The following is a 23,245-nucleotide window of genomic DNA, read 5'->3' on the forward strand; positions in this document are numbered from 1 at the left end:
GTGATGTTTTTTTCAAGATGCTCAATATTAAATCGGCAACCCGGATGAAACAATGAATCAACACCAACAATCAGTCATTTCTGCATCAACGCTGTATGTGGTGCCCACCCCAATCGGCAATCTGGGCGATATTACCCACCGCGCGTTAGAGGTACTGAAAAGCGTTGATCTGATCGCGGCGGAAGACACGCGCCATACCGGATTGCTGCTGCAACACTTCGCGATCAACGCGCGTCTGTTCGCGCTGCACGATCACAACGAACAGCAAAAGGCCGATCAGCTGCTGGCGAAACTGCAGGAAGGCCAGAGCATCGCGCTGGTGTCCGACGCCGGCACGCCGCTGATCAACGATCCCGGCTATCACCTGGTGCGCCGCTGCCGCGAGGCCGGCATTCGCGTGGTGCCGCTGCCGGGCGCCTGCGCCGCCACTACCGCGCTGTGCGCCGCGGGCGTCGCTTCCGACCGTTTCTGCTACGAAGGTTTTCTGCCGGCGAAAACCAAGGGGCGCAAGGATACGCTGATGGCGCTGGCGGAGGAACCGCGCACGCTGATTTTCTACGAATCCACTCACCGCCTGTTGGAAAGTCTGCAGGACATGGTCACCGTTTGGGGCCCGCAGCGTTATGTCGTGCTGGCGCGCGAGCTGACCAAAACCTGGGAATCTATCCACGGCGCGCCGGTGGGCGAGCTGCTGGCGTGGGTGCAGGAAGATGAAGTGCGCCGCCGCGGCGAAATGGTGCTGATCGTCGAAGGCCACAAGGCGCAGGAGGATGCGCTGCCGCTTGAGGCGCTGCGCACGCTGGCGCTGCTGCAAAAAGAGTTGCCGTTGAAAAAGGCGGCGGCGCTGGCGGCGGAAATCCACGGCGTGAAGAAAAATGCGCTGTATAAGCACGCGCTGGAGCAACAACAGCCGTAAAGCGGTTGACCTGCCGCCGCCGCGACGCTACTATCCGCGCCGGAGTTGACCAGACAGTCGCCGCTTCATTGCCGTCCTCTTCGGGGAGACAGATGGAGGGGAGGAAAGTCCGGGCTCCATAGGGCAGGGTGCCAGGTAACGCCTGGGAGGCGCAAGCCTACGACTAGTGCAACAGAGAGCAAACCGCCGATGGCCCGCGCAAGCGGGATCAGGTAAGGGTGAAAGGGTGCGGTAAGAGCGCACCGCGCGGCTGGCAACAGTTCGTGGCACGGTAAACTCCACCCGGAGCAAGGCCAAATAGGGGTTCACATGGTACGGCCCGTACTGAACCCGGGTAGGCTGCTTGAGCCAGTGAGCGATTGCTGGCCTAGAGGAATGACTGTCCACGACAGAACCCGGCTTACCGGTCAACTCCCTCGACAAAAGAAAACCCCGCGCAACGTCAGTTGCGCGGGGTTTTTCGTTTTCCGGCCGGCTTACACCGGCAGATCAATCAGCAGCGCGCGCAGCGGCGTCTCGGCGCGGACCGTCAGGCGATTCTCCTCGCGCACGAAGGCGCCGTCGCCGCAGGTCAGGCGTTGTTCCTCGTGGCGCTCGCCGGTGGCGGCGATGGTGCCGTGTATCGACTGCAGATAAGCGCGCGGCCCGTTAATCGTCAGCGTTTGTTCTTCGCCCGGCTGCAGATCGAGATGATGGATCCAGACCTGTTGACGCAGCTGCAGGCTGCCCTGCGCGCCGTCCGGCGAAGCCAACAGCAGGTTGCCCGCCGCCGGCAGCGCCAGGCGCTGCACCCGTTCGTTGCTGCGTTCCGGGCAGGCGTCCAGCCACAGCTGCAGGCGGGTGAGCGGCGTATCACTGCTGACGTTCTGCTCGCTGTAGCTCAGGCCCGGGTGGGTGGCCAACAGCAACGCTTCGCCGGCTTTAACGCGCGTGGTGTTGCCGTCGCTGTCGCGGTATTCCGCCTCGCCCTGCAGGATCAGGTTCAGGATATCCACGTTGGGATAGGTGCGCGGCTGGAACGACGCGCCCGGCGCCAGCACCTCCTGATTCAGCACCCGCAGCGACGCGTAGCCCATCAGTTTGGGATCGAAGTAGTGACCAAAGGAAAAGGTGTAGCGAGCCTGCAGCCAACCAAAGTCAGCTTGCCCGCATTGTTGTGCTGTTCTGCATGTAATCATGGCAATCGGCTCTCTAAATTCATTATCCAAATGGTAAGCATCTGGACGTCGGATTGTTAGCCAGTTAATCTGGTCGGCATATTCAAATTTCCTGACAGAGGGATGCGATGGCCAGAGATCGGGCGCTCACGCTTGAGGCACTAAGGGTGATGGATGCAATCGACCGGCGCGGCAGCTTCGCCGCGGCCGCCGACGAATTGGGCCGGGTGCCGTCGGCACTCAGCTACACCATGCAAAAATTGGAAGAAGAATTGGACGTGGTGCTGTTCGACCGTTCGGGCCACCGCACCAAGTTCACCAACGTGGGGCGCATGTTGCTGGAACGCGGTCGGGTGCTGCTGGAGGCGGCCGATAAGCTGACTACCGACGCCGAAGCGTTGGCGCGCGGTTGGGAAACTCACCTGACTATCGTCAGTGAAGCGCTGTCGCCGCCGAGCCTGCTGTTCCCGCTGGTCGACAAGCTGGCGCTGAAGGCCAACACCCAGGTGTCCATTTTCACCGAGGTGCTGGCGGGCGCCTGGGAGCGGCTGGAGCAGGGGCGAGCCGACATCGTGATCGCGCCGGACATGCATTTCCGCGCGTCGTCGGAGATCAACACCCGCAAACTGTATAAGGTGATGAGCGTTTATGTCGCCGCGCCGGATCACCCGATCCACCTGGAGCCGGAGCCGCTTTCCGAAGTGACCCGCGTGAAGTACCGCGGCATTGCGGTGGCCGACACCGCCCGTGAGCGCCCGGTATTGACCGTACAGCTGCTGGACAAGCAACAGCGCCTGACGGTGAGCACCATTGAAGACAAGCGCCTGGCGCTGCTGGCCGGGTTGGGGGTGGCGACCATGCCGTATCCGATGGTGGAGAAAGATATCGAAGCCGGGCGGCTGCGCGTGGTCGGGCCGGAATACAGCCGCGAAGCCGACATCATCATGGCCTGGCGGCGCGACAGCATGGGGGAGGCGAAAGCCTGGTTCCTGCGTGAGATTCCGCGCCTGTTCGCGCAGCGTTAACGTCGGTTGGATGACATCCCCTTGCCGGGCGGCAAGGGGATTTTTTTCGCCTTAACCGAAGCGCTGGTCGCGGCCGTGCGGCTCGTCCAGATCCTGCGCCGGCCCGATGGAAATGATGCCGTGCGGGTTGATGGTGGCGTGGCTGCGGTAGTAGTGGTTGCGGATGTGCGGCAGGCTGACCGTCTCGGCGATGCCTGGCATCTGGTAGATGTCGCGCAGGAAGCCGTACAGATTGAGGTAGTCGCTGATGCGGTGTTTGTCGCACTTGAAGTGGGTGACGTACACCGGATCGAAACGCACCAGCGTGGTCCACAGACGCAGATCGGCTTCGGTCAGCCGATCGCCGGTCAGGTAACGATGCTGCCCCAGGATCTGCTCCAGGCGTTCCAGCGCGTTGAATACCCCGTTGACCGCTTCGTCATAGGCTTCCTGGCTGGTGGCAAAACCGGCCTTGTACACGCCGTTGTTCACTTGATCGTAAATCCAACCGTTCAGCTCATCGATCTTGCCGCGCAGCGCGGTCGGGTAGTAGTCGCCTGCCCGAGCGCCGACGCCGTCAAACGCGCTGTTGAACATGCGGATGATGTCGGCGGACTCGTTGCTGACGATGGTTTGCCGCTGTTTATCCCACAGCACCGGTACGGTCACGCGCCCGCTGTAGTGCGGATCGGCCCGCAGGTAGATCTGGTACAGGAAGTCGGCGTGATACAGCGGATCGCCGGTGGTTTCAGGAAAATCCTGGCCGAAGGTCCAGCCGTTTTCCAGCATCAGCGGGTGCACCACCGAGACCGGAATGATCTGCTCCAGCCCTTTCAGTTTGCGCATCAGCAGCGTGCGATGCGCCCAGGGGCAGGCGAGAGAAACATAAAGGTGATAACGGCCCGCTTCGGCCTGGAAGCCGCCCACGCCGTGTTCGCCCGGCTGACCGTCGGCGGTCACCCAATTGCGAAACTGAGCGGTTGAACGTTTGAAACGGCCGCCGGTAGATTTGGTGTCATACCAGATGTCTTGCCAAACGCCATCGACGAGTTGTCCCATGGGAATCTCCTTGGTGTCCGAGTTAAAAAACGACAAGGCCCGGCATGCCGGGCCCTGAATGACAGTTTAGATTACCATTTTTTGTTCAGAAGACGGTCGATGCTGAAGCCGCCCGGGCCTGCGACCGCCAACACGATGAAGCCGCCGGCGATGGTCAGGTTTTTCATGAACATCAGCTGGTTTACTTCGTTCGCAAAATCAGTGTGGAACAGCAGCGCGGTCAGGATGGTGAAACCGGCGGTGAACAGCGCCACGGTGCGGGTCAGGAAACCGAACAGGATCGCCAGACCGCCGCCAAATTCCAGCAGGATGGTCAGCGGCAGCAAGAAGCCAGGCACGCCCATCGATTGCATGTACTGTTGGGTACCGGCGTAGGCGTCACCCATTTTGCCGTAGCCTGCCACGATAAACAGGATTGGCATCAGAATACGAGCAACCAACAAACCTGTATCTTCTAATTTTTTCATCATCTACTCCAAAGTGTTTTTGTATGCCTGTTCGGCGGAAGCCATGTCAACGAGCGGTATATCAGGACATTCGCCCTGTCCGGCTCGTATCGTATTGATGGAGTGAATGTTAAGCGGGAAGTGCTCAGGTTGTTAGCAAGTAAAACTGTCGTAATTTTTCAAAAAATCTGAATCTTTAGCGTGCTAATAAAATGCCGCCGATCAGCAGGTTGCCCGGCCCCGGGGTTGGACGCGTTGTATCAAGGGAGAAAATGCGGGCAGAGCAACAGGAGGTTTGAAGGAAAGACCAAGCGGCTTACTTGGCGGAAAACGTCTTTTTAAACAGACGGATAGCGCTCCAGGCGCCGAAAGCGCGACGCGACCAGCGGATCATCTTGCTGGGATGGCGGATGCCGTACAGCGCCATGACGCTGGAACCGAGCACCAGATAGCGGCGCAGGCCAAACACCGTTTGCCAGCCGCGGTCGATGCGTTCGGTCTTTTCCAGCCACAGGGACTTGTTTTCGGCCAGATCCAGACGCTGTTGCTGGATCTGCCGAATCAGCCTCTCTTTTTTCCATTCCAGATAGCGGCGGCGGCTCATGGCTCTCGCTCCAGTTCGGCGCGATCGAGCTCCAGTTGCTTGCGCGTGGCGCCCAGCAGCGTGGTGCGACGGGCCTTGACCAGCGTCCAGATGGTGCCGACTACGGCGAGGAACAGCAGCACGCCGGTTGTCGCACCCAGCGCCACCAGCCGATAGACCGGATCGATGGCCCAGAAGATCAGGATCAGCAGGCTCATCAAACCGAAGGCGGTGAACAGCAGCGTCATGCCGGCCATGATCAGCAGCTGAATGAGGTTGGCTTTCTCCTCTTCCAGCTCGACTACCGCCAGCCGGACACGGGTTTCCACCATGCCGACCAGGATCGTGATGATGCGCTGACCGATATCCAGGACCCCTTTAGCGGGGCCCTGCGCGCGCACTTGCGGTTGTTCAGCCATGATTAACGACGCGCGAGCAGCACGCCCAACACCACGCCGACCGCCGCGCCGATACCGATGCCGGTCCACGGGTTGTCGCGCACATAGTCGTCGGCCTGGCCGGCGATCTGTTTGGTTTGCGAAGCCAGCTTGTCACCGGCGTCGCTCAGGCGAGCGCGAGTCTCTTTCAGCGCGCCTTCCGCCTTTGATCGCAGCTTCTCCAGCTCGGCTTTCGGCTTGTCGGTGGAGGAGTTCAGCACTTCCTCCAGCGTATCGGCTAAGGACTTCAGTTCAGCGCGTAAGTTTTCTGCATTTGAATCATGTGCCATGTGATTATTCCTTAACGTTTATTTCGACAGACTTTTAACATAGCGGATTTTTTCGCCGGAGCAAAGGGGTGATGACCAGCAGATAACACCAGACATCAATTCCATATGCTTAAGAAATCCCGTGTGATGGGGCTCTCATCGATAAATCCGCTGGTGTAAAAAAATTATTCCGCCTGGGCGCGTTTCAATTCAGCCTGCGCTTCGGCCAGCTTTTGCTGCTTCTTGGCGACCTTGTCCAGCTTGCCGGTTTGTTGCGCTTCTTTCAGCTCTTCCCGGCGCTCGTCCACCTTGCGCTGTTTCTCTGCGATATTTTTCTGGCGTTCGGCCTGCAGGCGGCTTCGGTGCAGTGGGTCTGCACTTCGCTCAGCGCTTTTTTCAGCCCATCCACGCGGTGGGTGTTGCCGTGCTGAGTCGCGTAGTCGATTTGCTGCTGGATATTTTGCGCTTTGGCGGCGCAGCCGCCCTCAGCGGCCGAGGACAGCGTCGGCAGCGCGCAGAGTGGCAGCAGCAGTAACAGTGAGTGGCGAAATTTCATTTCTCAGTTCCTTTTCATGGGATGCCTGAACAGGCATCCGCTTTCCTGACTGCCGGAGGCGGCAGCGCGAGAGGAGGGCGTTCATCGCCGGCTGAAGTTATCCTTCAGCATAGCCATGAAACCGGCGCGCCCCCAAAGAATCAGCCGAAATTCGGCGCGACTGATTGTTTTTTGAGCTAAATGATGCGAATGAAAATGAAGATAACGGCAATGAAAGGAATCCCCTTCATTTGAAGGGGATTATCCCAGATTGAGTGGGGAGCGCGCAAATTCGCGCACCCAGTGCGTTGGCACGGGAGATTCGCTCAGCGCGATGTGGTAACCGGGAGGCAGGATGGTTTGCAGCGCTTCGCGCGCCAGCAACTGCTGCTCCGGCGAATCCAGACGGATAACCAAGCCATCGCCTTCCGGCGTGATGCTTTTGATGCGGATACCGCGCTCATCCAGGCGCTGGTAGACATAAAAACCGTCGGGCAGCGACAGCCCTTGCTGGCTGGCGCGAATGCGCAGCTCGCTCTCGGTGCGCACCATGCAGGGCACCAACAGCGTCGCCAGCGCCAGCAGGGCGAGCGCGATCATCAGGACGTATTGCCAGCGCGGGCGCTTTGCTGTCACGCCCCTTTCCCCGGGTTCTGGCCGCTGGCGCGTTTCTTGCGCCACAGCACGATCAGCGAGCCGACCAGGCCGACCACCAGCAACACCAGCGGCAACATCATCAGGCAGAACATCAGCTGGTCTTCGTACTTGCGGAATACCGGGGTTTTTCCGAGGGCGAAGCCCAGCGTCGTCAGGATCAAGACCCACAGCAGGCCGCTCATCCAGTTGAAGAACTGGAAGCGTGCGTTGCTCAGGCCGGACAGGCCGGCGATGGTTGGCAGCAGGGTGCGCACGAAGGCCAGGAAGCGGCCGACCAACAGGGCGGAAAGGCCGTGGCGGTGGAACAGGTTATGCGCACGCTGATGGTAATGGGCCGGCAGATGCGAAAGCCAGCCTTGCACCGTTCGCGTATTGCCGAGCCATCGGCCCTGTATGTAACTGACCCAGCACCCCAGGCTGGCGGCGACGGTCAGGATAACGATGGTCAATGGGAAGCCCATGGTGCCTTTGGCGATCAGCACGCCGACCAGGATCAGCAGGCTGTCGCCCGGCAGAAAAGCGGCCGGCAGCAGGCCGTTTTCCAAAAACAGGATCATGAACAGCAGGATGTAGAGGGTCCACACCAACGAAGGGTTCGCCAGCGTCTCAAAATCCTGCTGCCATAAGGCATGTATCAGTTCTTTAATGATGTCCATCCGGTGTTCCTAAAACGTCATTGTTTATTTTTATCTCAGCGGCGGAGCGGGCGTGGGCTGAAAGCGCGCGGCGATCCTGAATGCTGATAACGATGAAACGGCGTTGCTTTAAGGTTTCTAAGCGGTGCGACACCGGTCATAGGTGGTAAGTCAGCGTGCCACGGTATTGCATGTTGCTTTCTTTCCAGCCGGCCTGCCGACTTTGTTGCCTGGAGGCGTCCAGCATCCAGTCGACCTGGGCAAGCCGGTTGGGGGCCGGGGTGTCCTGGCGGGGGAAACGAATTCGGTAGCCCGGCTCTGCGGCCAGGGTATAGACCGGCGCCGGCAGGGAGGACGCGAGCAGCGAACCGGGGAAAGAGTACGCTCTGGGCAGCAGCAGCGGCAACTTGCCGGGCGCTTTGCGGCGCGCTTCGGCCGGCGCCCGATACACATGATCATAGGGGGAAAGCGCCGGCTCCGCCAGCGGCGGCAGGCTGCTCAGCGCGCTGGGGGTGGGCTTGGATGACGCCACGCATAGCTGTTGGCCGGAGACCGAACCGGTCCAGCAGAAAAGAGCAATCAGCATGGCAAACAACCAGCGCATTTATTCGCGTCCCGCCCCCGCAGCAATGGGTAAAAAAGTGGGCTAACTCTACCAAAATAGCACGATTGGCAACAGGGAAATCTACGTTGCCGACGGTGAAATAGTACACGGCAAACGGCGGTTCCGGCATCGATTCAGCGGATTTTACATTACCTGACATAAGCCGACGGTTTTTGACCGCCGTGGCTATTTCGGCTCGTGGCTCACGCCGTCCAGATGCACCACCGGGTTCTCGGCGAACAGATAGCGGTCGGCGTTGTATTCGAAGTCGTCGCTGGTGGCGTTGAACAGCATCTGCTTGGTGTTCTCCAGGTGCTGCCACATCGCCAGTTTGGCGGCGTAAGGATCTTTGCGCATCAGCGCCTTGAGGATCTGATCGTGATCGTCGCACCAGCTGGCGATCGAGCGTTCGTCGATATGCTCGTGCAGTTTCTTCCAGTAAGGGTTGTTGACCCGCTGCACCCACATTTTTTCCACGATGGTGGCCATGGCGGTGTTCTGGGTGGCCAGCGCCACCTGCACGTGGAACTTCAGATCCCACTGCGAGTCGCGGAAACGATCTTCTTTGCGGGCGTGCTCCTGGATCTCCATCAGTTGCACGATATCCTGCTTGGTCACCTGGGTGGCGGCGAATTCGGCGATGTTGCTTTCTATCAGCTGGCGCGCCTGCAGCAGCTCAAACGGGCCGGCGGTGGCGAACTCGATGCTGTCGCCCGGCACCACCAGGTGCTTTTGCTGGTTGGACACCACGTGGATCCCGGATCCCTTGCGCACGTCCACATAGCCTTCCACTTCCAGCATGATGATCGCCTCGCGCACCACGGTGCGGCTGACATTCATCTCTTCGGCGATGTATCGCTCGGCCGGCAGCTTGTCGCCTACCGGGTAACGGCCGCTTTCGATGCGTTGCTTCAGCTCGGCGGCCAGTTGCTGATACAGGCGTCTGGTTTCAGTGAATTCCATAGTGAATGCTCTATACGGTGCGGTGGGAAGGGGCGCGTGGCCATCGGATTTGTTATACCACTTATTCGGCACCGCTGCCAGAGGAGCAAGGGGCCCGGCGCAGCGGCCGGGCGGGGGATCAGCTGCGCGCCGGGGTGGGCTGCAGCGCGGCCGGCTGCGGGTCGGCGGCCGGGCGGTTTTGCAGCACCGTCCAGATGACGATGGCGCCGAGAATGTCGAAGACCGACAGCGCGGCGAACAGCGGGCTGAAGCCGAGGGTGTCCGCCAGGGCGCCGACCACCAGGGCGAACAGCGTGCTGGCGGTCCAGGCCGCCATACCGGTCAGCCCGTTGGCGGTCGCCACCTCATTGCGGCCGAACACGTCGGAAGAGAGGGTGATCAACGCGCCGGACAGCGCCTGATGGGCGAAGCCGCCGACGCACAGCAGCGCGATAGCCGCGTAAGGGCTGGTGAACAGGCCGATCATGCCGGGGCCGATCATCAACACCGCACCCATCGTCACCACCAGCTTGCGCGAGACGATCAGGTTGACCTTGAAATACTTCTGGAACAGCGGCGGCAGATAACCGCCGACGATGCAGCCGAGATCGGCGAACAGCATCGGCATCCAGGCGAACATGGCGATCTCTTTCAGGTTAAAACCGTAGGCCTTGAACATGAACAGCGGGATCCAGGCGTTGAAGGTGCCCCACGCCGGTTCCGCCAGAAAGCGCGGCAGCGCGATGCCCCAGAACTGGCGGTTGCGCACGATCTGCCAGGCGGACATCTTTTTGGCGTTAGAGGTCTGGTGCTGCGCTTCCTGGCCTTCGAGGATGTAACGGCGTTCCTCCTGGCTCAGTTTCTTCTGATCTTTCGGGTGTTTGTAGAACAGCAGCCAGCAGATGGCCCAGATCAGGCTCAGCACGCCGGTGATGATGAACGCCATCTCCCAGCTGTGCGCGACGATGGCCCATACCACCAGCGGCGGGGCGATCATGCCGCCGATCGACGAGCCCACGTTGAAATAGCCGACGGCGATCGAACGCTCTTTGGCCGGAAACCATTCGCTGCTGGCCTTCAGCCCGGCGGGGATCATCGCCGCTTCCGCCATGCCGACCGCGCCGCGCGCCAACGCCAGCCCGCCCCAACTGTTGGCCAGCGCGGTGCCCATGCAGAACAGCGCCCACAGAATGGCGAACATGGCGTAGCCGACCTTGGTGCCCAGCACGTCCAGCACATAGCCCGCCACCGGTTGCATCACGGTGTAGCACGCGGAGTAGGCGGCGACGATATAGGAATACTGTTGGGTGGTGATGTGCAGCGTATCTTCCAGCGTCGGCGCCGCCACGGCGATGGCGTTGCGGGTCAGATAACCCAGCACGGTGCCGATGGTCACCAGTCCGATCATGTACCAGCGTAACCCTTTAATTTTACGCATCCGAAGTGTCTCCCCGTTTGAAGGTGTGGCCGTCGATGCGGCTGGCGAGACAATAACCTGTCATACAGGTTTAAAAGTTGAGTGATATCACAAAAGGAATTATTCGCCTGAGTGATACTGTGGCCGGTGAAACAGGGCATTTTTGCCGGTAAATTGAGCGAAAAAGGGCGTGGAGAGAGGATGAACGGCAGACATCGGGAAAAATTTGCTGGACGCCAGTAAAAATTGGTGTGATAACTTTTGTGATTCGAACCCCGTGCCGCACGGCAAGTAAGGAGCCCGAGATGGCGACGTTTTTGAGCGAAGATTTCCTGCTGGACAGCGAATTTGCCCGGCGCTTGTATCACGACTACGCGGCGCAGCAGCCGATTTTCGATTACCACTGCCATTTGCCGCCGCAGCAGATCGCGGAGAATACCCGCTTCAGCAACCTGTACGATGTCTGGCTGCGGGGCGATCACTACAAATGGCGGGCGATGCGCACCAACGGCGTGGCGGAGCGGTTATGCACCGGCGATGCGGGCGATCGCGAGAAATTCGACGCCTGGGCCGCCACGGTGCCGCACACCATCGGCAACCCGCTCTATCACTGGACGCATCTGGAGCTGCGCCGCCCGTTCGGCATCACGGATATGCTGTTGTCGCCGGCCACGGCGGATGAAATCTGGCAGCGCGGCAATGCGCTGCTGGCGCAGGATGCGTTTCGCGCGCGCGGCATCATGCAGCAAATGAACGTGAAAATGGTCGGCACCACCGACGATCCGATCGACGATCTGCGTCATCATCGGGCGATCGCCGACGATCGCAGTTTCGCTATCAAAGTGCTGCCGAGCTGGCGGCCGGACAAGGCTTTCACCATCGATGCGCCCGGCTTCAACGACTATCTGCAGCAGCTGGAGGCGGCGGCGGACACCGCCATCGGCCGCTTTAGCGCGCTGTGCGACGCCCTGTACAAGCGCATGGATCACTTTGCCGCCCACGGCTGCAAGGTGGCCGACCATGCGCTGGACGTGGTGGTGTTCGGCGAGGCCGATGAAGCGACGCTGGATGCGATCCTGCTGCGCCGCCTGAACGGCGAGCTGCCGACGCCGGAACAGAGCGCCCAGTTCAAAAGCGCGGTGCTGCTGTTTTTGGCCGGCGAATACCGGCGTCGCGGCTGGGTGCAGCAGTATCACATCGGCGCGCTGCGCAATAACAACAGCCGCATGTTGGCCGCCGTCGGGCCGGATATCGGCTTCGACTCGATCAACGACCGGCCGCTGGCGGAACCGCTGTCGCGGCTGCTGGATGCTCAGGCGCGGCAGGGCGGCCTGCCGAAAACCATTCTCTATTGCCTCAATCCGCGCGATAACGAAGTGATCGGCACCATGATCGGCAATTTTCAGGGGGAAGGCACGCCGGGCAAGATGCAGTTCGGCTCCGGTTGGTGGTTCAACGATCAGAAGGACGGCATGCAGCGCCAAATGACGCAGCTGGCCCAGCTCGGGCTGCTGAGCCGCTTCGTCGGCATGCTGACCGACAGCCGCAGCTTCTTGTCTTATACGCGCCATGAATACTTCCGCCGCATCCTTTGCCAGATGATCGGCCGCTGGGTGGCGGACGGCGAAGCGCCGGCGGATATCGCGCTGCTGGGCGAGATGGTGAAAAACATCTGTTTCGACAACGCCAAAAACTATTTCGCCATTGAACTGGCGTAGCCGTTATCCGGGACCGGTTTATGCAAAGTACGATAAAGATTCACGAGCAGGATAACGTGGCGGTGGCGCTGCGCGATCTGGCTGCCGGAGAGCGCGTTGAGCTGGAAGGGGCGGTCGTCAAACTGGCGCAGCCGGTGGCGCGCGGGCATAAATTTGCGCTCGGCCCGATCGCCGAAGGTGAAGACATCATCAAATATGGCCAGCCGATCGGCCATGCGCTCGCGGCCATTGCGCCTGGGGAGCACATTCATTCGCAAAACGTCAAAACCAACCTGAGCGATCTGGACAGCTACCGTTACCAGCCGCAGTTCCCGACGCTGCCGCCGCAGGCGGCGGATCGCGAGGTGCAGCTGTACCGCCGGGCCAACGGCGAAGTGGGGATCCGCAACGAGCTGTGGATCGTGCCGACCGTCGGCTGCGTCAACGGTATCGCTCGCCAGATCCAGCAGCGCTTTTTGCAGCAAACACAGGCGAACGGGATCGACGGCGTGCATCTGTTCAGCCACCCGTTCGGCTGCTCGCAGCTGGGGCAGGATCATGCCAACACCCGCATCATGCTGCAGAACATGGCGCGCCATCCCAACGCCGGCGCGGTGCTGGTGATCGGGCTGGGGTGCGAGAACAATCAGGTGGATGCCTTTCGCGCCACGCTGGAGATAGGGGACGAGCGGCGGCTGCGCTTTATGGTGTGCCAACAGCAGGACGACGAAGTGGAGGCCGGGCTGGCGCTGTTGCACGAGCTGTACCGGGAGATGCGCCACGATCGCCGCGAGCCGGGCCGCCTGAGCGAGCTGAAGTTCGGCCTGGAATGCGGCGGTTCGGACGGGCTGTCGGGCATTACCGCCAACCCGCTGCTGGGGCGCTTTTCCGACTATGCGATCGCCAACGGCGGCACCACGGTGCTGACCGAAGTGCCGGAGATGTTCGGCGCCGAGCGCATTCTGATGAGCCGCTGCCGCGATGGAGAAACCTTCGACAAAACCGTCGACATGATCAACGATTTCAAACGCTATTTCATCGCCCACCAGCAGCCGATTTATGAGAATCCGTCGCCGGGCAACAAGGCCGGCGGCATCACCACGCTGGAGGAGAAGTCGCTTGGCTGCACCCAAAAGGCGGGGCTAAGCCAGGTGGTGGACGTGCTGAAATACGGCGAGCGGCTGCGCGTGCCGGGGCTGAATCTGCTCAGCGCGCCGGGCAACGACGCGGTGGCGACCAGCGCGCTGGCCGGCGCCGGCTGTCATATGGTGCTGTTCAGCACCGGGCGCGGCACGCCGTACGGCGGCTTTGTGCCGACGGTGAAGCTGGCGACCAACAGCGAGCTGGCGGCGAAGAAACCGCACTGGATCGATTTTGACGCCGGCAGCCTGATCCACGGCGTGGCGATGGAGACGTTGCTCAGCCGCTTCATCGACCTGATTGTCGAGATTGCCAACGGGCGTCCGGCGCGTAATGAAACCAACGACTTTCGCGAGCTGGCGATCTTTAAAAGCGGGGTGACGCTGTAAAGCTGACAAAAAAGGCGCTCGAGGGAGCGCCTTTTTATGAAGCAACGCGCGATTAACGCACCTTCAGCGGGTCTTCGTTCGCCAGCCGCTGGTCTTCCGCCTGGCAGGCGGCGGCGGTGAACAGCACGTCGGTGGAGGAGTTGAGGGCGGTTTCCGCCGAATCCTGCAGCACGCCGATGATAAAGCCGACCGCCACCACCTGCATCGCCACGTCATTCGGAATGCCGAACATGTTGCACGCCAGCGGGATCAGCAGCAGCGAGCCGCCGGCCACGCCGGAGGCGCCGCAGGCGCACAGGGCGGCCACCACGCTCAGCAGCAGGGCGGTCGGGACGTCCACCGCGATGCCCAGCGTGTTTACCGCCGCCAGCGTCAGCACGGTGATGGTGATCGCCGCGCCGGCCATGTTGATGGTGGCGCCCAGCGGGATGGAAACCGAGTAGGTGTCCTCATTCAGGTTCAGCTTTTTGCACAGCTCCATGTTCACCGGGATGTTGGCGGCGGAGCTGCGGGTGAAGAAGGCGGTCACGCCGCTCTCGCGCAGGCAGGCGAACACCAGCGGATACGGGTTGCGGCGGATCTTCCAGTACACGATCAGCGGGTTGAGCACCAGCGCTACCAGCAGCATGCAGCCGATTAACACCATCAGCAGTTGCGCATAGCCCCACAGCGCGCCGAAGCCGGTTTCCGCCAGCGTGGAGGCCACCAGGCCGAAGATGCCGAGCGGCGCACAGCGGATCACCGCGCGCACCACCAGCGTGACCGCATGGGACATGTCGTTGATCAGCCCCTTGGTGGTTTCGGAAGCGTGGCGCAGCGCCAGCCCCAGCCCGACGGCCCACGCCAGAATGCCGATGTAGTTGGCGTTAATCAGCGCATGGAACGGGTTGGCCACCACGCTCATCAACAGGCCCTTCATCACGTCCACGATGCCGCCTGGCGGGGTGATGTCTGTTGCGCCGGTGGTCAGCGCCAGCGTGGAAGGGAAGATAAAGCTGACGACGACCGCCACCAGCGCCGCAGCGAAGGTGCCCAGCAGATAGAGGAACAGGATGGGGCGAATGTTGGTTTTCTGCCCCTGTTTATGGTTGGCGATCGAGGCCATCACCAGTATCAGCACCAGCAGTGGCGCTACCGCCTTCAGCGCGCCGACGAACAGGGTGCCGAGCAGGCCGACGGCCGCCGCGGCCGCCGGCGAAACCAGCGCCACCAGAATGCCGGCCACCAGGCCGACCATGATTTGTTTAACCAGGCTGCCCTGAGTCATCCTTTGTAGTAGTTTTTGCATAGTGCTTCTCTTCCTGATGTTATCTGGCCGCCGCGGCGGGAACGACGCCGGGCAGCTTTATATGATTCTGTAACTAAGTGTGTTTGCCGAATCAGTATTCAGTAATCGAATGATGTTGGAAAGAGGCGAGGGTGAAATTCTGAGCGCGGATCAACACTTGATAACATACTGGTTACATTTGTGTGATCGTAATAACGTTTGGCGTTTTGGGGGAATTGCCAAACAATCGCGGGGCGACTAGCGCCCCGGATAACAGATTATGGTTATTTCTTCGCCAGGCGATCGTTGCGGCGATTGACCCAGGCGTTGATCAGCAAGGTGAGCGTCAGGATGCCCGCCACCACGCCGAGCGAGATACCGATCGGGATGTGGAAGAAGTCGATTATCAGCATCTTGATACCGATAAACACCAGGATCACCGACAGGCCGTATTTCAGCATCGAGAAACGTTCCGCCACGTTGGCCAGCAGGAAGTACATGGCGCGCAGGCCCATGATGGCGAACAGGTTAGAGGTCAACACGATGAACGGGTCAGTGGTCACGGCGAAGATCGCCGGGATGCTGTCCACCGCGAAAATCACGTCGCTCAGTTCCACCAGGATCAGCACCAGCACCAGCGGCGTGGCGAACAGGATGCCGTTGCGGCGCACGAAGAAACGCTCGCCTTCCAGGCTGTCGGTCATGCGCAGGCGGCTGCGCAGCCATTTCACCAGCGGCTTGTCGCCGATTGCCGAGTCGTCTTCCTTCGCCAGCGCCATCTTGATACCGGTGAACAGCAGGAAAGCGCCGAACAGATACAGCAGCCACTGGAACTGGCTGACCAGCCAGCTGCCGGCGAAGATCATGATGGTACGCAGCACGATCGCCCCCAACACGCCGTAGATCAGCACCCGCCGCTGCAGGTTGGCCGGCACGGCGAAGTAGCTGAACAGCATCAGCCAGACGAACACGTTATCCACCGCCAGCGCTTTTTCGATCAGGTAGCCGGTCAGGAAGGCCAGCGCCTGGGTATCGGCGACGGCGCGCCCGGCGGTTTCATTCAGGTAGTACCAGAAACCGAAATTGAACAGCAGGGAGAGGCTGACCCACACCAGCGACCAACTGGCGGCCTGCTTCATAGTCATGGTGTGCGCGCCTTTACGGCCCTGCAACAGGAGATCGATTGCGAGCATCACGACTATGACGGCGGCGAAGCTGCCCCATAACCACGGTGTGCCAACGGAATTCATCATCAGAGGTATCCTTCAAAAACAAAAACGGCCAACGTCGGAAGACGCCAGCCGCTCTGTGAACGCTGCAAGCAAACCTCGCCTTCCGGCAAGGTCTCACTTACAACGTTGATGAAGGTGGTTACACCTTTGACATCAGGTTGCCCGGTAACCGGATGCTTGCGCATCGTAATGACGATTGACCGGCAATGAAGTTACTCCCCTTTGCAGAGCAGAAAGTAATGCAAAATGTGTCGGCGGTCAACGTGAATCGCGTTAGCCGGCCAACGCTTTTTGCGCGCCCAGGCTGACGACGAATCCCTGCAGCAGCAGGCGGCTGAACGGCGTGTCGCTAACCTGTTGTTGTTGCTGCTGATAGCGGGCCTGCTGCTCGGGGTGCAGCTCGCCGAGCCACTGCAGATACTGGCTCATCACCGCGCCGTTGAATTCCGGGTGGAACTGGGTGGTCAGGGCATGATCGCCATAGCGCAGGATCTGGTGCGCGTCCTGCTGCGAACGCGCCAGCGTCTGCGCGCCGGCGGGCGGCGTCAGCACGCTCTGCGAGTGGATCAGGTTGGCTTTGAAGCGCGGCGGCAGCAGGGTGAGCCGCCGGTCTTCGGCCGCGGCGGGCAGCAGTTCGATCTCCAGCGTGCCCACCTCCATGCCCTGCGGGTGGTAGCCCACTTCGCCGCCGAGCGCGTAGGCCAACAGCTGGTGGCCGTAGCAGACGCCGAACAGCGGCAGTTTGATCGCCATCGCCTGGCGCAGCCACTCGGCCGCCGCCTCGCTCCACGGAAGCTGTTCGGTCACCATCGCCGGCGAGCCGGTGATGACCACGCCGCAATAGGCGGCCGGCGGCAACGGCCGCTCGCCGGCGGGCAAGTGTACGATGTGCGCGCGTTCAGCGTCGATATTGCCCTGTTGCAGGAACATGCCATCAAAGTTGGCCAATTCCTGACGAATGGCCTGCGGCGCGTCGCCGGTTTGCATCACGAGCAGCGGTTTCATCTCATTCTCCGTCGGCGGGGAAGACGACGCCGGTCTGGCGGCGGATATCGGTCAGCAGGCGGGCGACGATCAGCGAATTCTCCAGCCCCGGATGTTCCACCTGACGTTTCTCAACCAACTCGGCGAAGGCCAGCGCTTCATACAGCATGGTGTTGATGTGCTGCGGCTGGCTCAGATCCTGGCGGTTGCCGCCGCGCGGCGTCAGCGCCACGCCCTGGCACTCGGAAATCTTGTCGATAATCAGCGTGCCTTCCTCTCCTTGGATCTCGCTGGGGATCGCCGAGTCGCTGACCTTGGAATGGGAAAGCGTGACGTCGAAATCGCCGTAGTTCAGGCAGACGGTGCCGTGGGCGTCCACGCCGGTCTCCAGCAGCGTGGCGCTGGCGAGCACCGACTGCGGCGCGCCGAACAGCGCCACCGCGCTGGCCAGGCAGTAGTAGCCGATATCCATGATGGAGCCGTTGGAGAACTGCGGGTTAAACGTGTTGGGGTTCTCGCCGGCCAGGTAGCGCGGGTAGCGCGAAGAGTATTGGCAATAGTTGATGAAGGCTTTGCGCAGCCGGCCGACTTTCGGCAATGCCTGCTGCAGCGCCAGAAAATTCGGCAGATAGGCGCTTTTGAACGCTTCGAACAGCACCACCTGATTTTCCCGCGCGCAGGCCGCCAGCTGTTCCGCTTCGCGCTGGTTGGAGGCCAGCGGTTTTTCACAGATCACGTGCTTTTTATGGCGCAGGAACAGCAGCGATTGCGGGCAGTGCAGGGAATTGGGGCTGGCGATATATACCGCGTCTATGGCGTCGGACTGGGCCATCGCCTCGAGCGAGTCGAAAAACTGCGTGACCTGATAGTTGGCGCCAAACGCCTGCGCCTGTTCCAGCGAGCGTGAATACACGGCGCTCAGCTTGAGTTTGCCGCTCTCATGGGCGGCATCAATAAAACGTTCCGTAATCCAGTTGGTGCCGACGACGGCAAAGCGAATCATGGCGAGCTCCGGTCCAGGCTTAAAACCGCAGATTATCACGCTCTCATTCGCTATGCATACAGCTCGCCGAACAGCGAAAGGTGCGTCAGATACAGCCGGGTATCGAACTCCAACTGGTGGTAATCCGGTTCCATATGGCAACACAGGCTGTAGAACGCCTTGTTGTGATCTTTCTCTTTCAGGTGCGCCAGCTCATGCACCACGATCATGCGCAGGAACGGTTCGGGCGCGACCTTGAACACCGTCGCCACGCGAATTTCCGCCTTGGCTTTCAGCTTGCCGCCCTGCACGCGGGAGATGGCGGTGTGCAGGCCCAGCGCGTGCTTCATGACGTGGATCTTGCTGTCGTAGGCTACCTTGCTCAGCGGCTGGGCGTTGCGCAGATACTGGTTTTTCAGATCGACGGTAAACTGATACAGCGACTTGTCGGTGGTGCAGTCGTGCACCTGCGGATAGCGCTGCAGCAGCACGTCCCCCAGCCGGTTCTGGTGGATCAATTGCTGCACCTGGCTTTGCAGATGCGCCGGGTAGCCTTGCAGGTAGGCGAGTTCGATGTCATGCATGAGTGATATTGCGTCCCAGTATTTCTTTGATTGGCCGCAGCCGCACACGCTGCGCATCGGCCTGTCTGGCTTCCCAGCGATCGTGTGCCGCCTGCAGGTTTAGCCAAAAGTCGGCGGTCGTTTCGAACAGATCGGCAAACAGATTGGCCTCGGCAACGCTCATGCGTCGATGCCCGTTGCACAGGCGATTGACGGTGGCGCGGGTGACGCCCAATACCTTTGCCAGTTCTTCTTGGCCGATGCCTAACGGCGTTAAATATTCTTCCTGCAGGACTTCTCCCACCGTGGTGGGTTCGCGAGTCGTGGTTTCCAACATAGGTTCCCCCTCGTTCAGGTATCTTGGTGAGGATCGAGGTAAATTTTTTCGGCGGCATCATGCCGCCACTGGAACATCAGCCGCCAGTGCATATTGACGCGCAGACTCGACCATCCCTGAAATGGCCCGGATAGCCGCTTGTAATAGTTACCCGTGGAGTGATGCAAATCACGCTCTTGCTGCGCGGCGGCTAACATATCGAGCTTTCTGGCCAACTGCCGCTCGAGCGCGCCGGGGATAAGACGGCTGCGCCTGCCTTCCAGATAGAACTGCTCCAGATAGCGATCGCGGAAAGATTTAATCATGCTTTCCCCCTTCCATAGGGACTGGCAGTGTAACATTTAAAGTTACACCCCGTCAGGTTAAAAAAACATCGGCATGGGTGCTCGGGAGGGAAAGGTTAATGTTGTTGAAGGAGAAAAGGGGCGCAGGTTTTCAGATACGCGGCGCAATACGCAATTTATCCGAAAAAACATTTTACTGACGGGCGTTTTTAGGGGATAAACAGCCCAAATTTTATCAGTCAGGAGGGGCAATGAGCCAACTCGATCTGGGAACACAGCAACTTGAGCTGGAGCGTTATCCCCAACAGGAAGAATCCACCCAGCTGCAGGCGTGGGAAGCGGCGGACGAATATCTGCTGCAACAGCTTGAAAACGTAGATATCGGTGGCCGCCCGGTGCTGATTTTCAACGATAACTTCGGCACCCTGGCCTGTGCGCTGCACGCGCATCGTCCTTACAGCGTCAGCGACTCGTACATGAGCCAGCTGGCGACGCGTCACAACCTCAAGCTCAACGGTCTGGATCCTGAGCAGGTCACGCTGTTGGACAGCCTGGCCGAGCTGCCGGCGGCGCCGGCGGTGGTGCTGATTCGCGTGCCGAAAGCGCTGGCGCTGCTGGAACAGCAGCTGCGCGCGCTGCGCCACGTCGTGACCGAAGACACGCTGATCGTTGCCGGCGCCAAAGCGCGCGACGTGCACACCTCGACGATGCAGCTGTTTGAAAAGGTGCTGGGCCCGACGCGCACCAGCCTGGCGTGGAAGAAGGCGCGCCTGATTTTCTGCCAGGCGGCGGACATCGTCCCGCCGGCGGCGGCGGAAACCACCAACTGGACGCTGGACGGCACCGATTGGCTGATCCACAATCACGCCAACGTCTTCTCGCGCGGCAGCCTGGATATCGGCGCGCGCCTGTTCCTGGATCATCTGCCGCGCGGCCTGAACGGCCATATCGTCGATCTGGGCTGCGGCAACGGCGTGATTGGCCTGACGGCGCTGGCGCAGAATCCGGACGCGCAGGTGACTTTCGTCGATGAATCCTACATGGCGGTGGCCTCCAGCGAGCTGAACGTGGAGCACAACCTGCCGCAAGAGCTGGACCGCTGCCAGTTTGAGGTGAACAACGCGCTGGCGGGCATCGAGCGCGAAAGCGTGCAGGCGGTGCTGTGCAACCCGCCGTTCCACCAGCAACACGCCATTACCGATCACACCGCCTGGCAGATGTTCTGCGACGCCAAGCGCTGCCTGCAAGTGGGCGGCGAACTGCGCATCGTCGGCAACCGTCACCTCGACTACCATCAGAAGCTCAAACGTTTGTTCGGCAACTGCACGCTGGTGGCCTCGAACAAGAAGTTCGTGATCTTGAGAGCGGTGAAATCCGGCGCGCGTCGCTGAGCGTGAATAACAAGGGGCGCGATGCGCCCCTCAGGCTGTAGACAAAGGGGGAAAAAGCGTGGTTTTTCCCCCTTTGTGGTTATCAGCCGAAAATCAATAAATTGATTTTCCTTGTTTTCTATTCGCTGCTCTCTGCCAACCCGGCATGGGGATGAGATTTGTCATCAATATCAGGGGCGCGATGCGCCCCTTTTTTACAGCGTCATCGCCAGCCGCGTGCCCTGATCGATCGCGCGGCGGGCGTCCAGCTCGGCGGCCACGTCGGCGCCGCCGATCAGATGCACGGTTTTCCCCATCGCCAGCAGCGGCTGCTGCAGTTCGCGGCGCGGTTCCTGCCCGGCGCAAATGACCACCGTGTCCACCGGCAGGCAGCTGTCTTGCTCGGCGCGGGTGATGTGCAGCCCTTCATCGTCGATCAGCCGATAGCTGACGCTATTGAGCATCTTCACGCCGCGCATCGCCAGGCTGGCGCGGTGGATCCAACCGGTGGTTTTCCCCAGGCCTTCGCCCACCTTGCTGGTTTTGCGCTGCAACAGGTAGATCTGCCGGGCGGCGCGCGGTGCCTGCGGGCCTTGCGCCGCCAGCCCGCCGCGCTGTTCAAGGCGGCCGTCGATGCCCCATTCGCGGTTGAATTCCGCCTGATCCAGGCTGCTGGAGACGCCGTGCTGGCTAAGGTACTCGGCGGTGTCGAAGCCGATGCCGCCGGCGCCGATGATCGCCACCCGCTGGCCGACCGGTTTTTTATCGCGCAGCACATCCAGATAGCTCAGCACCTTGGCGTGCCCGATGCCGGGAATATCCGGGGTGCGCGGCACGATGCCGCAGGCGAGGATCACCTCATCGAATTCGCTTAAATCCGCCGCCTCGACTTTGGCGCCCAGTTTGACCGTCACTTCACGCAGCGCCAGCTGACGGCGGAAGTAACGCAGGGTTTCATGGAATTCTTCCTTGCCGGGGATCTGCTTGGCGATGTTGAACTGGCCGCCGATCTGCTCGGCGGCGTCGAACAGCGTCACCTGATGACCACGGCTGGCGGCGGTGGTGGCAAACGCCAGCCCGGCGGGGCCGGCGCCGACCACCGCCAGTTTTTTCGGCTTTTCCGCCATTGTCAGCGGCATTTCGGTTTCACGGCAGGCGCGCGGGTTGACCAGACAGGAAGTCAGCTTGCCTTCAAAGATCTGGTCGAGGCAGGCCTGGTTGCAACCGATGCAGGTATTGATCTCGTCGGCGCGCCCCTCGGCGGCTTTCTGCACAAAGGCGGCGTCGGCGAGGAACGGACGCGCCATCGACACCATGTCGGCGCAGCCGTCCGCCAGCACCTGCTCGGCCACCGCCGGATCGTTGATGCGGTTGGTGGTGATCAGCGGGATGCTGACCTTGCCCATCAGCTTGCGGGTCACCCAGCTGAATCCGGCGCGCGGCACCATGGTGGCGATGGTCGGAATACGCGCTTCGTGCCAGCCGATGCCGGTATTGATGATCGTGGCGCCCGCCTGTTCGATCGCCAGCGCCAGCTGCTCGATCTCCTGCCAGCTGGAGCCGTCTTCCACCAGATCGAGCATCGACAGCCGGTAGATAAGAATGAATTCCGGGCCCACGGCCTGGCGTACCGCCCTGACGGTTTCGACGGCGAAGCGCATGCGGTTGGTGAAGCTGCCGCCCCATTGGTCGTCTCGCTGATTGGTGCGCGTCGTCAAGAATTGGTTGATCAGATAACCCTCGGATCCCATCACCTCAACGCCGTCATAGCCGGCCTGCTGCGCCAGCGCCGCGCAGCGGGCGAAGTCGGCGATAGTCTGCTCGATCTCCGCTGCGCTGAGCGCGCTCGGCGTAAACGGGTTGATCGGCGCCTGCAGCGCGGAAGGGGCCACCAGCTTGGGTTGATAGCTGTAGCGGCCGGTGTGCAGGATCTGCAGCGCAATTTTGCCGCCCGCCCGGTGGACGGCTTCAGTCACCGGGCGGTGGTGAGGCAATTGCTCCTCGCTGTTGAGGATCGAACCGCCGCGAAACACCACGCCCTGTTCGTTCGGGGCAATGCCGCCGGTGACGATCAGCGCCACGCCGGCGGCGGCGCGCTCGGCATAGAACGCGGCCAGGCGCTGCGGGCCGTCGGGCAGCTCTTCCAGGCCGGTATGCATCGATCCCATCAGCACCCGGTTTTTCAGGGTGGTGAAGCCGAGATCCAGCGGCGCCAGCAGGTGAGGGTAATTGCTCATTGCACTCTCCATCGTTCATCCCCCGCCTCTTTCAACCTGCAGCGTTGTTGCCTGCGTTCGCTCGCCCCAGTCACTTACTTGAGTAAGCTCCTGGGAACGCCC

The 23,245-nt window shown here is 61.0% G+C and carries 24 protein-coding genes, 1 other RNA gene and 1 pseudogene; 6 read left to right on the forward strand and 20 right to left on the reverse strand.

Going from position 1 to position 23,245, the window contains the following annotated elements; translation table 11 throughout:
- The first annotated feature begins 52 nt into the window (after positions 1-52).
- Positions 53-916, forward strand: coding sequence for a 16S rRNA (cytidine(1402)-2'-O)-methyltransferase (rsmI, locus tag ITX55_RS11665; protein WP_004937108.1), 864 nt, complete (start codon positions 53-55; stop codon positions 914-916).
- 41 nt (positions 917-957) lie between these two features.
- An RNA gene (gene rnpB, locus ITX55_RS11670) (RNase P RNA component class A) lies at positions 958-1,335 on the forward strand.
- Between the two features lie 57 nt (positions 1,336-1,392).
- On the opposite strand, the gene ITX55_RS11675 is transcribed toward rnpB, so the two are convergent.
- Positions 1,393-2,094 carry a pirin family protein gene (locus ITX55_RS11675; protein WP_108682050.1) on the reverse strand — a complete coding sequence of 234 codons (702 nt, stop codon included), beginning with the start codon at positions 2,092-2,094 and terminating at the stop codon, positions 1,393-1,395.
- A 107-nt stretch (positions 2,095-2,201) separates the two neighbouring features.
- Between ITX55_RS11675 and ITX55_RS11680 the strand changes: the two genes are divergently transcribed.
- Positions 2,202-3,098, forward strand: coding sequence for a LysR family transcriptional regulator (locus tag ITX55_RS11680; protein WP_025304355.1), 897 nt, complete (start codon positions 2,202-2,204; stop codon positions 3,096-3,098).
- 51 nt (positions 3,099-3,149) lie between these two features.
- On the opposite strand, the gene ITX55_RS11685 is transcribed toward ITX55_RS11680, so the two are convergent.
- The 11 genes and pseudogenes from ITX55_RS11685 to ITX55_RS11735 all read right to left on the reverse strand — a co-directional run bounded on the left by ITX55_RS11685 (position 3,150) and on the right by ITX55_RS11735 (position 10,682).
- Complete coding sequence (locus ITX55_RS11685; RefSeq protein WP_033651262.1) at positions 3,150-4,136, reverse strand: glutathione S-transferase family protein; 987 nt, start codon at positions 4,134-4,136, stop codon at positions 3,150-3,152.
- Positions 4,137-4,207: 71 nt separating this feature from the next.
- Positions 4,208-4,603 carry a DoxX family protein gene (locus ITX55_RS11690; protein ID WP_033644519.1) on the reverse strand — a complete coding sequence of 132 codons (396 nt, stop codon included), beginning with the start codon at positions 4,601-4,603 and terminating at the stop codon, positions 4,208-4,210.
- A gap of 295 nt (positions 4,604-4,898) precedes the next feature.
- Complete coding sequence (locus ITX55_RS11695) at positions 4,899-5,186, reverse strand: YqjK-like family protein (RefSeq protein WP_033644520.1); 288 nt, start codon at positions 5,184-5,186, stop codon at positions 4,899-4,901.
- Positions 5,183-5,584 (reverse strand): phage holin family protein, encoded by a 402-nt coding sequence (locus ITX55_RS11700; RefSeq protein ID WP_015379160.1) that lies wholly within the window; start codon positions 5,582-5,584, stop codon positions 5,183-5,185. The genes ITX55_RS11695 and ITX55_RS11700 overlap by 4 nt, the downstream gene beginning before the upstream one ends.
- 2 nt (positions 5,585-5,586) lie before the next feature.
- Positions 5,587-5,892 carry a YqjD family protein gene (locus ITX55_RS11705; protein WP_004937125.1) on the reverse strand — a complete coding sequence of 102 codons (306 nt, stop codon included), beginning with the start codon at positions 5,890-5,892 and terminating at the stop codon, positions 5,587-5,589.
- A 164-nt stretch (positions 5,893-6,056) separates the two neighbouring features.
- Positions 6,057-6,427, reverse strand: a pseudogene (locus tag ITX55_RS11710) (DUF1090 domain-containing protein).
- Between the two features lie 240 nt (positions 6,428-6,667).
- Positions 6,668-7,042, reverse strand: coding sequence for an EnvZ/OmpR regulon moderator MzrA (gene mzrA, locus ITX55_RS11715; RefSeq protein ID WP_071845111.1), 375 nt, complete (start codon positions 7,040-7,042; stop codon positions 6,668-6,670).
- Positions 7,039-7,719 carry a DedA family protein gene (locus ITX55_RS11720; protein ID WP_033644523.1) on the reverse strand — a complete coding sequence of 227 codons (681 nt, stop codon included), beginning with the start codon at positions 7,717-7,719 and terminating at the stop codon, positions 7,039-7,041. Before ITX55_RS11720 ends, mzrA begins: the two co-directional genes overlap by 4 nt.
- A 136-nt stretch (positions 7,720-7,855) precedes the next feature.
- Entirely contained in the window at positions 7,856-8,302 is a 447-nt protein-coding gene (locus ITX55_RS11725; protein ID WP_108682048.1) for a hypothetical protein, read from the reverse strand.
- 186 nt (positions 8,303-8,488) lie between these two features.
- On the reverse strand, positions 8,489-9,265 hold the full coding sequence (gene exuR / locus ITX55_RS11730; protein WP_033636102.1) for a transcriptional regulator ExuR: 777 nt from the start codon (positions 9,263-9,265) through the stop codon (positions 8,489-8,491).
- Positions 9,266-9,383: 118 nt separating this feature from the next.
- On the reverse strand, positions 9,384-10,682 hold the full coding sequence (locus tag ITX55_RS11735; RefSeq protein WP_072626935.1) for an MFS transporter: 1,299 nt from the start codon (positions 10,680-10,682) through the stop codon (positions 9,384-9,386).
- A 284-nt stretch (positions 10,683-10,966) separates the two neighbouring features.
- Here ITX55_RS11735 and uxaC point away from each other — a divergent pair, with 284 nt between their 5' ends.
- Both uxaC and ITX55_RS11745 read left to right on the forward strand, forming a co-directional pair.
- A complete protein-coding gene (uxaC, locus tag ITX55_RS11740; protein WP_072626936.1) occupies positions 10,967-12,379 on the forward strand; it encodes a glucuronate isomerase in 1,413 nt (470 codons plus the stop codon).
- Positions 12,380-12,399: 20 nt separating this feature from the next.
- Positions 12,400-13,887, forward strand: a complete 1,488-nt coding sequence (locus ITX55_RS11745) for a UxaA family hydrolase (RefSeq protein ID WP_197756119.1) — start codon at positions 12,400-12,402, stop codon at positions 13,885-13,887.
- A 52-nt stretch (positions 13,888-13,939) separates the two neighbouring features.
- On the opposite strand, the gene sstT is transcribed toward ITX55_RS11745, so the two are convergent.
- From sstT to ITX55_RS11780, 7 genes are all read right to left on the reverse strand, one after another.
- On the reverse strand, positions 13,940-15,175 hold the full coding sequence (sstT, locus tag ITX55_RS11750; RefSeq protein WP_028128305.1) for a serine/threonine transporter SstT: 1,236 nt from the start codon (positions 15,173-15,175) through the stop codon (positions 13,940-13,942).
- Positions 15,176-15,438: 263 nt separating this feature from the next.
- A complete protein-coding gene (locus tag ITX55_RS11755; protein WP_016930179.1) occupies positions 15,439-16,407 on the reverse strand; it encodes a TerC family protein in 969 nt (322 codons plus the stop codon).
- A 252-nt stretch (positions 16,408-16,659) separates the two neighbouring features.
- A complete protein-coding gene (locus ITX55_RS11760; RefSeq protein WP_033644531.1) occupies positions 16,660-17,391 on the reverse strand; it encodes a glutamine amidotransferase in 732 nt (243 codons plus the stop codon).
- A 1-nt stretch (position 17,392) separates the two neighbouring features.
- A complete protein-coding gene (locus ITX55_RS11765; RefSeq protein ID WP_072626939.1) occupies positions 17,393-18,373 on the reverse strand; it encodes a Gfo/Idh/MocA family protein in 981 nt (326 codons plus the stop codon).
- Between the two features lie 50 nt (positions 18,374-18,423).
- Positions 18,424-18,936: a M48 family metallopeptidase gene (locus ITX55_RS11770; protein WP_042785417.1), complete on the reverse strand. Its 513-nt coding sequence runs from the start codon at positions 18,934-18,936 to the stop codon at positions 18,424-18,426.
- Positions 18,929-19,252: a HigA family addiction module antitoxin gene (locus ITX55_RS11775; RefSeq protein ID WP_015379150.1), complete on the reverse strand. Its 324-nt coding sequence runs from the start codon at positions 19,250-19,252 to the stop codon at positions 18,929-18,931. The genes ITX55_RS11770 and ITX55_RS11775 overlap by 8 nt, the downstream gene beginning before the upstream one ends.
- 14 nt (positions 19,253-19,266) lie before the next feature.
- On the reverse strand, positions 19,267-19,557 hold the full coding sequence (locus ITX55_RS11780) for a type II toxin-antitoxin system RelE/ParE family toxin (protein ID WP_223085076.1): 291 nt from the start codon (positions 19,555-19,557) through the stop codon (positions 19,267-19,269).
- Positions 19,558-19,787: 230 nt separating this feature from the next.
- Here ITX55_RS11780 and rlmG point away from each other — a divergent pair, with 230 nt between their 5' ends.
- Entirely contained in the window at positions 19,788-20,927 is a 1,140-nt protein-coding gene (gene rlmG / locus ITX55_RS11785) for a 23S rRNA (guanine(1835)-N(2))-methyltransferase RlmG (protein WP_033644533.1), read from the forward strand.
- A 194-nt stretch (positions 20,928-21,121) separates the two neighbouring features.
- Here the strand turns inward: rlmG and ITX55_RS11790 are convergent, their stop codons facing one another.
- Positions 21,122-23,143 carry an FAD-dependent oxidoreductase gene (locus tag ITX55_RS11790; RefSeq protein ID WP_197756120.1) on the reverse strand — a complete coding sequence of 674 codons (2,022 nt, stop codon included), beginning with the start codon at positions 23,141-23,143 and terminating at the stop codon, positions 21,122-21,124.
- Positions 23,144-23,245 lie beyond the last annotated feature (102 nt).

It is taken from the genome of Serratia sp. EWG9, assembly GCF_019913725.1.
Lineage (GTDB): Bacteria > Pseudomonadota > Gammaproteobacteria > Enterobacterales > Enterobacteriaceae > Serratia > Serratia ureilytica.